This window comes from Achromobacter sp. MUI-25009338 (assembly GCF_057359325.1).
This window is the reverse complement of the sequence record NZ_CM170627.1, coordinates 1,165,281-1,177,471: the sequence shown is the minus strand read 5'-3', so window position 1 is coordinate 1,177,471 and position 12,191 is coordinate 1,165,281. Positions and strand designations below refer to the sequence as shown.

The 12,191-nt window shown below is 70.4% G+C and carries 9 protein-coding genes; 8 read left to right on the top strand and 1 reads right to left on the bottom strand.

Going from position 1 to position 12,191, the window contains the following annotated elements; all coding sequences use genetic code 11:
• Position 1: 1 nt before the first annotated feature.
• On the bottom strand, positions 2-1,873 hold the full coding sequence (atzF, locus tag AC1IQ6_RS05460) for an allophanate hydrolase (RefSeq protein WP_485866002.1): 1,872 nt from the start codon (positions 1,871-1,873) through the stop codon (positions 2-4).
• Positions 1,874-2,204: 331 nt separating this feature from the next.
• Between atzF and urtA the strand changes: the two genes are divergently transcribed.
• The 8 genes from urtA to AC1IQ6_RS05420 all read left to right on the top strand — a co-directional run bounded on the left by urtA (position 2,205) and on the right by AC1IQ6_RS05420 (position 12,125).
• A complete protein-coding gene (gene urtA / locus AC1IQ6_RS05455) occupies positions 2,205-3,458 on the top strand; it encodes an urea ABC transporter substrate-binding protein (protein ID WP_111825703.1) in 1,254 nt (417 codons plus the stop codon).
• 20 nt (positions 3,459-3,478) lie between these two features.
• Positions 3,479-5,098: an urea ABC transporter permease subunit UrtB gene (gene urtB / locus AC1IQ6_RS05450; protein ID WP_485866001.1), complete on the top strand. Its 1,620-nt coding sequence runs from the start codon at positions 3,479-3,481 to the stop codon at positions 5,096-5,098.
• Entirely contained in the window at positions 5,095-6,222 is a 1,128-nt protein-coding gene (gene urtC, locus AC1IQ6_RS05445) for an urea ABC transporter permease subunit UrtC (protein ID WP_102773765.1), read from the top strand. The genes urtB and urtC overlap by 4 nt, the downstream gene beginning before the upstream one ends.
• The gene (gene urtD / locus AC1IQ6_RS05440; RefSeq protein ID WP_102773766.1) at positions 6,219-7,058 is read left to right on the top strand and encodes an urea ABC transporter ATP-binding protein UrtD; all 840 of its coding nucleotides are present in this window, start codon (positions 6,219-6,221) and stop codon (positions 7,056-7,058) included. The genes urtC and urtD overlap by 4 nt, the downstream gene beginning before the upstream one ends.
• Before the next feature lies 1 nt (position 7,059).
• Entirely contained in the window at positions 7,060-7,758 is a 699-nt protein-coding gene (gene urtE, locus AC1IQ6_RS05435) for an urea ABC transporter ATP-binding subunit UrtE (RefSeq protein WP_102773767.1), read from the top strand.
• Between the two features lie 36 nt (positions 7,759-7,794).
• Complete coding sequence (locus AC1IQ6_RS05430; RefSeq protein ID WP_102773768.1) at positions 7,795-8,208, top strand: DUF2946 domain-containing protein; 414 nt, start codon at positions 7,795-7,797, stop codon at positions 8,206-8,208.
• Positions 8,209-8,396: 188 nt separating this feature from the next.
• Complete coding sequence (locus tag AC1IQ6_RS05425) at positions 8,397-10,598, top strand: TonB-dependent receptor (protein WP_485866000.1); 2,202 nt, start codon at positions 8,397-8,399, stop codon at positions 10,596-10,598.
• A 15-nt stretch (positions 10,599-10,613) separates the two neighbouring features.
• A complete protein-coding gene (locus tag AC1IQ6_RS05420) occupies positions 10,614-12,125 on the top strand; it encodes a PepSY domain-containing protein (RefSeq protein ID WP_485865999.1) in 1,512 nt (503 codons plus the stop codon).
• Positions 12,126-12,191 lie beyond the last annotated feature (66 nt).

The window sequence follows — 12,191 nt, the reverse complement described above, 5'->3', positions numbered from 1 at the left end:
GTTAGCGAAGCGGGGCGGGGCTGGCGTCGAGGCTGGCCAGGTAGGCGCGCCAGCCGCCGTAAGCGGTGATGTCGCGCGCGCCCTCCAGGCCGCGCGGTTCGCAGATGAATCCCTTGACCTGGCGGCCGTCTTCCAGCTCCAGCGTGCCGATGCCCAGCGGCGCGGGAATCTCCGCCACGAAGGCGCCGAAGGCCGCCAGCGGCACGTCCCAGAGCTCCACCTCGATGGGCGCGCCGCTGTCGCGCTTCACCAGGCCCGGTTTGGGCGGCGACGTGTTGGCCAGCGCGTACAGGCGGTAATCGGCCGCCGTGCGCGTACGTTCGACGAACACGGCCCCGCGCGAGGTCAGCTGATGGTTCAGCGGCATGCCGCTCAGATGCGCGCCCACGACGGACACGCGCACCGCGTCGGCGGCCGGCTCTCGGGCAGGGCCGGGCGCCGGCAGCGGCGCGCCGGTGGCGCCCAGCGGCAGCCCCAGGCGCGCCTGCCACTGGCGGCCGAAGCGCGCCAGCGCGCGGTCATGCCAGGCCGGGGCGATCAGCGTGATGCCGGCGGGCAGGCCATCGGCGCGCATCCCCGCCGGCAATGCCAGCGCCGACAAATCGGCCAGATTGACGAAGTTGGTATAGATGCCGAGGCGCGAATTGAGCGTCACCGGGTCGGCCTCCAGCTCGGCGATGGTGTAGATCGCGGGCGAGGTCGGCACGACCAGCGCGTCGAAGCCCGCCAGCGACCGGTGGATGCGCCGCGCCAGCGCCGCGCGCCGGTACTCCGCCTTGAACGCATCCAGCGCGCTGTAGCCGGCGGCCTGCTCGACGATGCCGCGCACCACCGGATGGATGGCGTCCGGGGTTGCATTCCACAGCGCTTCCACGGCGGCGAAGCGCTCGGCCACCCAAGGCCCTTGATAGAGCAGCGCCGCCAGTTCGCTGCAGGGCGTGAAGTCGATCGCCTCGACCGCCGCCCCGCCGTCCCTCAACCGGCGCACGGCCTCTTCGAAGGCGGCGGCCGCCTGCGCGTCGCCGAAGAATTCCAGCTGCGCGGGAATGGCCAGCCTGGGTCGCTCGGGCCAGACCGGCGCGGCTTGCGTGGGCTGCTCGCGCGAATAGGGATCGCGCTCGTCGAAGCCGGCCGCGATATCGGCCACGAGTTCGGCATCGTCCACCGTCAAGGCGAACACCGACACGCAGTCCAGGGTGCGGCACGCCGGCACCACGCCGGCGGTGCTGAGCCGGCCTTTGGTGGGTTTGAGGCCGACGATGTTGTTAAAGCCCGCCGGCACCCGGCCCGAGCCCGCGGTGTCCGTGCCCAGCGCGAACGCGACCAGGCCGCGCGCCACCACCGAGGCCGAGCCCGAGCTGGAACCGCCGCTCACATAGGCCGGATCGAAGGCGTTGGGTACGGCGCCGTGGGGCGAGCGGGTGCCCACCAGCCCGGTGGCGAACTGGTCCAGGTTGGTCTTGCCCACCAGAATGGCGCCGGCCGCGCGCAGGCGGGCGACCACCCCGGCGTCCTCGTCCGGCACATAGGCGAACTCGGGGCAGGCGGCCGTGGTCGGCCAGCCGGCGGCGTCGATATTGTCCTTGACCGCGAACGGCACGCCATACAGCGGCAGACGCGCGAGGTCGCCGCCGGCAGCTTCCAGCAGGCCGCGCAGCGCGTGGAGCTGGCGGGCCAGCATGGCGCCATCCACGCGCGCGATCCAGGCATTGTCCGCGGGGCCGCCGCAAGTCGCCCACGGCGCCAGCAGCGTCTCGGGCACGGCGCCGCCGTCGCGGTAGGCGGCCTGCCACTGCGCGATCGTCCAGGCGAGCGGCCCGTCATGGACTGCCTGATTGCGGATAGGGCCTTTCTGCGTTGCTGCGGCATTCATGCTGGGATCCTCGTTGGTATTCACGTATGGATTCCCAAGCAATAGGTATGCCATGTCGGCCTGCTCCCCGGCGCCATCCTCGGTTCGGCCCGGAAGCGCCGCGGGCGGCCCGCCGCGCGCGCACCGGAACGGGCCGTTTTCGCACCCTTGTTGTGCGTGCGGCACCACATCGACCCACGCCCACCGCCCTGCCCGCCCGTACGCCTCATGGCGCGCCACGGCCCCTCACCGACCTGGCATGGGCTTTGCTTTGAGGTCATGGCGGGCATGCATATCGAGCAAGCCGCCGTTCCAGCCGGCCAGGCCGGCGCCTTCCCTTTCAGGAGTCACCATGAAACGCAGACTAGCCCTTAAGCAACTGACCGCCGTGAGCCTGTTGGCCCTGTCGGGATGGATGCCGCAGTCGTACGCCGCCGAGGACACCATCAAGGTGGGCATCCTGCATTCGCTCTCGGGCACCATGGCGATCTCGGAAACCTCGCTCAAGGACGTGGCCCTGATGGCCATCGCCGAAATCAACGCCAACGGCGGCGTGCTGGGCAGGAAGCTCGAACCCGTGGTGGTGGACCCCGCGTCGAACTGGCCGCTGTTCGCCGAGAAAGCGCGCCAGCTGCTGTCGCAGGACAAGGTGGCGGCGGTCTTCGGCTGCTGGACGTCGGTGTCGCGCAAGTCCGTGCTGCCGGTGTTCAAGGAACTGAACGGGCTGCTTTTCTATCCCGTGCAGTACGAAGGCGAGGAACTTGAGAAGAACGTGTTCTACACCGGCGCCGCGCCCAACCAGCAGGCCATTCCCGCCGTGGAGTACCTGATGAGCGAAGACGGCGGCGGGGCCAAGCGCTTCGTGTTGCTGGGCACCGACTACGTCTATCCGCGCACCACCAACAAGATCCTGCGCGCCTTCCTGCATTCCAAGGGCGTCAAGGACAGCGACATCGACGAGATCTACACGCCGTTCGGCCACTCGGACTACCAGACCATCGTGGCCAACATCAAGAAGTTCGCCGCCGGCGGCAAGACCGCCGTGATCTCCACCATCAACGGCGATTCCAACGTGCCCTTCTACAAGGAGCTGGGCAACGCGGGCCTGAAGGCCACCGACGTGCCGGTGGTGGCCTTTTCGGTGGGCGAGGAAGAGCTGCGCGGCGTGGACACCAGGCCGCTGGTCGGCCACCTGGCCGCGTGGAACTACTTCCAGTCGATCCGCAACCCGGTCAACGCGGCCTTCATCGAGAAATGGAAGGCCTACGCCAAGGCGAACAAGCTGCCCAACGCCGACACGGTCGTGACCAACGATCCGATGGAGGCCACCTACATCGGCATCCACATGTGGAAGCAGGCGGTCGAGCAGGCCAAGACCACGGACGTGGACAAGGTGATCGCGGCCATGGGCGGCCAGAAGTTCGACGCGCCCGACGGCTACACCATCGAGATGGACAAGACCAACCACCACCTGCACAAGCCGGTCTACATCGGCGAGATCAAGGCGGACGGCCAGTTCAACGTGGTGTGGAAGAGCAAGGGACCGATCCGCGCCCAGCCCTGGAGTCCGTACATCCCGGGCAATGAAGCCAAGCAAGGCCTATGACGCACACCGGAACCGCAGCCATGCGCATCGCTGTCATCGCTCTCTACTTGCGTCGTTTTCTTCTGGCGTGGCTGGCGTCCCTGCCGCTGCAGGCGGCGGCCGGCGTGGACCCGGCCCTGCTCGCGCCGCTGTCCGGCGACGACACGAACGCCAGGCTGCAAGCGATCGCCGCGCTGGGCGAGCTGCCCGACCCCGGCGCGGCGGCCGTACTGGAGGCGCTGGGCGAAGGCCGGCTCTACGCGGGCGGCGACGGCCGCCTGCTGATCGGCGACGGCGGCCCGCGCGCCGCCGACGCCGCGACGGGCGCCGCCGCCGAGCTGCCCGCGGACGCGGAAGCCGTGATGGTCAACAACCGACTGCGCCGCGCCATCGAGGCCGCGCTGGCCGGCGCGCGCCTGTACGCCGACCAGCCCGCCGTGCGCCTGGCGGCGGCCCGCCGGCTTCAGCAGACCGGCGACCCCGCGCGCCTGCCCATGCTTGCGAAGGCGCTGGCCGCCGAGCGGGACCCGGCCGTACGCGATGCGCTGGAGATCGCGCAGGCCAATCTGGAATTGAAAAGCGACGATCCCGCAAAGCGGCGCCATGCGGTGCAGGTGCTGGGCGAAACCGGCAACGCGGTGTTCCGCCCCACCCTGGCCGCCCTGACCCTGGAGCGCGATGGGGCCTATGCGGAACCCGATGCCGGCGTGCGCCAGGCCGCCGCGCGCGCGCTCAAGCAGATCGACCGCCGCCTGGCCACGATCGAATGGGCCGGCAATCTCTACTACGGCGTCAGCCTGGGCAGCGTGCTGCTGCTGGCGGCGCTGGGCCTGGCCATCACCTTCGGCCTGATGGGCGTCATCAATATGGCGCACGGCGAGCTGCTGATGATAGGCGCCTACGTGACCTACGTGGTGCAGACGGCGTTCCGCGCCTGGCTGCCGGGCTGGCTGGACTGGTACGTGCTGGCGGCGCTGCCGCTGGCCTTCGTCGTGACCGCGCTGGTGGGCATGGCGCTGGAACGCACCGTGATCCGCTGGCTTTACGGCCGGCCGCTGGAAACGCTGCTGGCCACCTGGGGCATCAGCCTGATCCTGATGCAGGGCGTGCGCACCCTGTTCGGCGCGCAGAACGTGGAAGTGAGCAATCCCGCCTGGATGTCCGGCGGCCTCACGGTACTGGGCGGGCTGGTGCTGACCTACAACCGGCTGGTCATCATCGGCTTCGCCTTCTTCGTGGTGTTCCTGGTGTGGGCGCTGCTGAACCACACCCGCCTGGGCCTGTTCGTGCGCGCCATCACCCAGAACCGGCGCATGGCCGACTGCGTCGGCGTGCCCACCGGCCGCGTGGACATGCTGGCCTTCGGCCTGGGCTCGGGCATCGCCGGGCTGGCCGGCGTGGCCCTGTCCCAGCTGGGCAACGTCGGACCGGACCTGGGCCGCGGCTACATCGTGGATTCGTTCATGGTGGTGGTGCTGGGCGGCGTGGGCCAGCTGGCCGGCACCGTCGTCGCCGCGCTGGGCCTGGGCGGGGTCAATAAATTCCTGGAACCTTACGCAGGAGCCGTCATGGCCAAGATCATTATCCTGGCGCTCATCGTGCTGTTCGTCCAAAAGCGGCCGCAAGGCCTGTTCGCCCCGCGCGGCCGGAGCGTCGAATGAAATCGAGTTTCCCGATCGATCCGACCCTGCCCGTCCGCGCCCCGCTGTACTCGCGCCGCGCCTGGGCGGCGCTGGCCGCGGCCGCCGCCGCGCTGGCGCTGCTGCCGCTGCTGAACCTGGCGTTCCCGCCCGGCCATCCGCTGCACGTATCGGCCTATGCCGTGGCGCTGCTGGGCAAGTTCATGTGCTACGCCATGGCCGCGCTGGCGCTGGACCTGGTGTGGGGCTACGCCGGCATCCTGTCGCTGGGCCACGGACTGTTCTTCGCGCTGGGCGGCTATGCGCACGGCATGTACCTGATGCGCGCCATCGGCCGCGACGGCGTCTACCAGAGCGACCTGCCCGACTTCATGGTGTTCCTGGACTGGAAGGACTACCCCTGGTACTGGTCCTTCACCGAGCATTTCTGGTACGCCATGCTGCTGGTGGTGCTGGCGCCCGGCGTGCTGGCCTTCGTGTTCGGCTACTTCGCCTTCCGCTCGCGCATCAAGGGCGTGTACTTCTCCATCATCACGCAGGCCCTGACCTTCGCCGCCATGCTGCTGTTCTTTCGCAACGACACGGGGTTCGGCGGCAACAACGGCTTTACCGACTTCAAGCGCATCCTGGGCTTCGACATCACCGCTCCGGGCACCCGCGCCGCGCTGTACTGGATCACGCTGGCGGCGCTGGCCGGCGCGCTGATCGCGGCGCGCCTGGTCACCCGCAGCAAGCTGGGCCGCGTGCTGACGGCGGTGCGCGACGGCGAGAGCCGGCTGCGCTTTCTCGGCTACGACCCGCTGGGCTTCAAGCTGTTCGTCTGGACCCTGTCGGCCGTGCTGTGCGGCATCGCCGGCGCGCTCTACGTGCCGCAGGTCGGCATCATCAATCCCAGCGAAATGTCCACGGAAACTTCCATCGAGATGGTGATCTGGGTCGCCACCGGCGGACGCGGCACGCTGATCGGCCCCATCGTCGGCGCGGGCGCGGTCAACGGCCTGAAGACCTGGTTCACCAGCGTGCTGCCTGAATTCTGGCTGTATGCGCTGGGCCTGATTTTCGTGCTGGTGACGCTGTTCCTGCCCACCGGCCTGGTCGGCCTGGCGCGCCGCGCCGCGCAGCGCATCCAAGGGAGAAAGGCATGAACGCGCCCCGCATCGACTCCGCCGCGCTGGACGGCGGCCCCAGCGGCGAGGCCGGCTACGGCCGGGTCAGCCCCAAGGGCCTGGACACCAGCCACGGCGCCATCCTGTACCTGGAAGGCATCACGGTCAGCTTCGACGGCTTCAAGGCCCTCAACGACCTGACGCTGGACATCGGCGTGGGCGAACTGCGCTGCATCATCGGCCCCAACGGCGCGGGCAAGACCACCATGATGGACGTCATCACCGGTAAGACCCGTCCCACCGCGGGCAGCGCCTACTTCGGCCAGAGCATCGACCTGAGCACGCTGAACGAAGCGCAGATCGCGCACGCGGGCATAGGCCGGAAATTCCAGCGGCCCACCGTGTTCGAACAGCACACGGTCTTCGAAAACCTGGAACTGGCCATGAAGACCGACAAGCGCGTGCGGCCCACGCTGTTCGCCCGCCTCAGCGGCGAGCAGGCCGACAGGATAGGCGAAACGCTGGACCTGATCCGGCTGCGGCCCGAGGCGGCGCGGCCGGCCGGGCTGTTGTCGCATGGCCAGAAGCAATGGCTGGAAATCGGCATGCTGCTGATGCAGGAGCCGAAGCTGCTGCTGCTGGACGAGCCGGTGGCCGGCATGACCGACGCCGAAACCGAGCGCACCGGCGAACTGCTCAACGAACTGCGCGGGCGCCATTCGCTGATGGTGGTCGAGCACGACATGGATTTCGTCAATCAGATCGCGGACGGCGGCAAGGTCACGGTGCTGCACGAGGGCTCGGTGCTGGCCGAAGGGCCGATGAGCAAGGTGCAGGCCGATCCGCGCGTGATCGAAGTTTATCTGGGGCGCTGAAATGCTGGACGTGAACGCGATCGACCAATACTACGGCGGCAGCCACACGCTGCGCGGCGTCTCGCTGTCGCTGCGGCAGGGCGAATGCCTGACGCTGCTGGGGCGCAACGGCGTGGGCAAGACCACGCTGCTCAAATGCGTGATGGGCGTGCTGCCGGTGGCCCGCGGCAGCATCGTGTTCGACGGCGCCGACATCACCCGCCTGGCCCCGCACCAGCGCGCCGCGCGCGGCATCGCCTACGTGCCGCAGGGCCGCGACATCTTCGCCCGCCTGACGGTCGAAGAGAACATCCTGATGGGCATGGCGGCCAAGCCGGCGGCGCGCGCGCGCCGCATCAAGGAAGAGGTGTTCGAACTGTTTCCGGTGCTGGCCACCATGCTGTCGCGCCGCGGCGGCGACCTGTCCGGCGGACAGCAGCAACAGCTGGCGATCGCGCGCGCCCTGGTGGCCGAACCCAGGCTCATCATCCTGGACGAGCCCACCGAGGGCATCCAGCCTTCGATCATCAAGGACATCGCCCGCGTCATCCACATGCTGCGCCGGCGCGGCGACATCGCCATCCTGCTGTGCGAACAGTATTTCGATTTCGCCCGCGAGCTGGCGGACCGGTTCGTCGTGCTGTCGCGCGGCGAAGTGGTGGCCAGCGGCGAGCGCGAGGCGATCGACGGCGACGACGTGCGACGGCATTTGTCCGTATAGAAAGAAACGTGGCGCCCTCCGATATAATTTCGCGCCATGAGCTTCGCATCGTTCCTGACCCGCCCCGCAACATGGATCGCACTCGCCGCGATCCTGTGGGCGTCGTTGGCGCCATCGCTGGCTCATGCGCTGGGCCTGCCCTCGGACGCCCACGGCGCGCATCGCAGCATCAGCGTCGATTACTGCGTCGGCGGCGACCAGGCCCCGGCCTCCCTGACCCTGGACGTGCCGCCGGCCGGCGACGGCACCGCGACCGACACGCACGGCGACAGCCACCACTGCCCGCTCTGCCGCAATCCCCATGCCGACGTGGGCATCCTGCCCGCGCCGGTGCCGGTGGTGCCCGCTCCGGTCGGGCGCGCCGTCACCTACCCGCCGCTGTTCTTCCTGGCGGCGCACCCGCTTCATGCCTGGAGCGCGGCCCAGCCGCGCGCCCCGCCCGCGAACTGAGCCCGCGCCGCCGCGCCGCCTGAAGGCGGACCGCGCGCGCCCGTCCGCTCGTTTCCCCGTCGCCACGTTCCCGCCGCGCGCCCTGCGCCGGCGGCGGCGCGCCGTCATCCCGGCCCTCGCGATCCGACCCGCCCTGCCCGTTTTCGGCAGCGCAGCCGGGCGCGCGGGACGGACCACCGGTTCCAGACATGAAGAAAACCACCCGCTATACCCTGCTGCTCGGCGCGCTCGCCGGCGGCAACGCCTGCGCCCAGGGCGCCGAACCCGCCGTGCAGACGCTGGCCCCGACCACCGTGGTCGGCGCCGCCCACGAGGCGCCCGCGCCCAACGGCCCGATCGACCTGGACGCGCAGGACAGCACCGGCAGCCGCCTGGGCCTGACCCTGCGCGAGACGCCGGCCAGCGTCACCGTGATCACGCGCGACCAGATCGAGGCGCGCGGGTCGCTGAACACCCAGGAAATCGCCCGCGGCATCGCGGGCGTGGACAACGCCTCGCCGCCGGGCAACCCCGGCGCGGTGAGCTACCGCGGCTTCTCCGGCGGCCAGGTCGCGCAGCTGTTCAACGGCATCTCGGTGCAGTACGACGCCGTCGCGGGCCGGCCAGTGGACAGCTGGATCTATGACCGCGTCGAGGCGATCGGCGGGCCGTCCACCTTTCTGTTCGGCGCGGGCGCGGTCGGCGGCGCCATCAACTACGTCACCAAGCTGCCGCAGCGTGATACCTTCTACGAAGGCCAGCTGCGGATCGGTTCGTTCGACAGCCGCCAGGCTTCGGTCGGCCTGAACCAGCAGCTGGCCGGCGAGCCGGGCGGGCGCGGCCATTACCTGCGCCTGGACGCCAACACCGGCTCCAGCCACGGCTGGATCGACGGCAACCACAGCCGCGCCAGCCAGGTGGCGGTGTCGCTGCTGTCGGACCTGGGCGCCGACGTGACCCAGACCTTCGCCTTCGAATACCAGCGCGAGCAGGTGGACCGCCCCTACTGGGGCACGCCGCTCAAGACCGGCCCCGACGGCGTGGTGCGCGGCACCGGCCGCATCCTGGACGGCACCCGGTTCAAGAACTACAACGTCAACGACGGCCTGTACGAGCAGTCCGTGCTGTGGGCGCGCTCGCTGACGGAATGGCGCGCCGGCGCCAACCTGACGCTGAAGAACACGCTGTACTACTACCGCGCCGAACGCGACTACCGCAACCTGGAGAATTACCGCCTCAATGCCGGCAACAGCCTGGTGCTGCGCTCCGGCGCGCTGTTGCAGCGCCACGAGCAAAGCCTGCTGGGCAACCGTGTCGAAGGCCTGTACCGCTCCACGCTGGCCGGCCTGCCCAGCGACTGGTCGTTCGGCGCCGATTTCAGCGAAAACAAGGTCACGCGCTATCCCACCAGCCTGCCCGCGCAGGTGGACGCGGTCGATCCCTACGACTTCGCGGCCGGGGACTTCTACGACATACCCGGCATGACGCGCGGCCACGTCGCCGACCGCGACAACCGCATCCGCACCCTGGCGCTGACGCTGGAAAACCGCACCGAAGTGCTGCCCGGCGTGGCCATCGTGTCGGCGCTGCGCAAGGACTTCATCGACCTGGACCTGACCAACCGCCGCGCCGTCACCGCCGCCTCGCCGGCCAGCGCGCAGCGCAGCTATTCGCCCCTGACCGGCAGGCTGGGCGTGAACTGGGAGCTGAGCCCCGAGGCCTCGCTGTACGCGCAGTACGCCACCGCGGCCGATCCTCCCTCGGGCCTGCTGGCCACGGCCTCGTTCGCCGACGTGCTGAACAACGACAAGCTCACCACCGGCTGGCAGGCCGAGGCCGGCGCCAAGTTCAATTTCTGGGACGGCCGCGGGTCGGCCACCCTGGCCGTGTACGAGATCAGGCGCAAGAACATGGCCACCTCCGACCCGGACAATCCCGGTGTCAGCGTGCCGGTGGGCGCGCAGTCGGCGCGCGGCATCGAGCTGGCCGGCGGCCTGCAGCTGAGCTCCAGCCTGTCCCTGCAGGCCAACGCCGCCTTCGTCGATCCGCAGTACGACGATTTCTCGCAGGCGGTGGGCGGCGTGCCGGTCTCGCGCAACGGCAACGTGCCGGCCAACACGCCGCGGCGCCTGGCCAACGTCTGGCTGGACTACGCCTTCGCGCCCGACTGGAGCGCCAGCCTGGCCGCGCGCTACGTGGGCCGCATGTACGCGGACGCCGCCAACACGGTGCAGACGCCGTCCTACACCGTGTTCGACGCGGCGCTGTCGCACCGCATCAACCGCAGCCTCAGCGTCACGGCGCGCGTGCGCAACCTGACCGACAAGGTCTATGCCGCGTACGCGACCCCGACCATGTACTACCTGGGCGCGCCGCGCTCGGTGGAACTGAGCCTGCAGGCCCGTTTCTGACCAGGCGCGCCCATCATGAAAACCTCCTCTTCCGCGCCGCCCGCCGCCCGCGTCAAGCGCTGGCTCTACCTGACCCACCGCTGGGCCGGCATCGTGCTGTGCCTGTTCTTCGCCATGTGGTTCGTTTCGGGCGTGGTGATGATGTACGTCGGCTATCCCAAGCTGACGCCGCAGGAGCGGCTGGCCCACCTGCCCGCGCTGGACGCCGCCGCCATCGCCGTGACGCCGGCCCAGGCGCTGGCGGCCGCGGGCGCGGCCGATGCGCCCGGACTGACCCTGGCCGCCGCGCGCGGCGGCGCCCCGGTCTATCTGGTGCCCGGCGGCCGGCGCGAAGCGCCCAAGGTGGTGGACGCGGCGACCGGCGCGCTGCTGCCCCGCGCCGACGCCGCGGTCGCGCGGGCCACGGCCGCGGCCTGGTCCGGCGGCCGTTACGCCGCGCGCTACGACGGCCTGGTCGACGAGGACGCCCATACCCATTCCCGCGCGCTCGACCCCGACCGCCCGCTGCACCGGCTGGAGCTGGACGATCCGGCGGGCACGCGCCTGTACGTGTCCTCGGCCACCGGCATGGTGGTGCGCGACGCCACGCGCGCCGAACGCATGTGGAACTACGCGGGCGCCTGGATCCACTGGCTCTATCCGCTGCGCGGCAACGCCCTGGACCCGTGGTGGCACGACGCCGTCGTGTGGCTGTCCGTGGCCGGCGTGCTGCTGGCGCTGACCGGCACCGTGGTGGGCCTGCTGCGCTGGCGCTTCTCGCGGCCATACGCCAGCGGCAGCCGCTCGCCCTACCGCGAGTCCATGATGCGCTGGCACCACCTGAGCGGGCTGCTGTTCGCCGTCATCACCATCACCTGGATCTTCAGCGGACTGATGTCCATGAATCCATGGAAGATCTTCTCGGGCCACCAGGCGCCGCTGGCGACGGCGGCCTACGCCGGCCAGCCCGAGGCCGGGCCGCCGCTGGCCGCGCCGGCGGCGCTGATCGCCGCCCTGCCCGCGCCCCCGCGCGAATTGAGCTGGGCCCGCGCGCAGGGCCGCGACCTGGCACTGGCGCGCAGCGGCCCGGGCGCGCCGCAAGTGCTGTCGGCGCGCGCCGCCGCGCCAATCAGCCTGGACCCGGCGGCGCTGCGCGACGCGGCCGCCCGGCTGCTGCCCGGCGCGCCGCTGCTGCGCATCGAAGAACTGGACGCCTACGACTTCTACTACTACGCGCGCGACGCGCACGCGATGCTGGGTCACGTCGAAAAACCGCTGCCGGCCTGGCGCGCGGTGTTCGGCGACGCGCGCGCGACCTGGGTCTACCTGGACCCGCGCACCGGCCAGATCCTGGCACGCCAGGACAGCGGCGCGCGCGCCAGCCGCTGGCTGTTCGCCTTCCTGCACAGCTGGGACTGGACCGGCCTGCTGGCCCGCCGCCCGCTGTGGGACGCGCTGCTGATCTTCCTGAGCCTGGGCGGCGCGGCGCTGAGCCTGACGGGCGCGGTCATCGGCTGGCGCCGCCTGGGCAGGAAGCTGCGCGCCTGAAGCCCGGGTGCGAATGCACTATGCTCACTGCCTCGCATGACGATTCACCGGAAAGAGGAGCCTGAC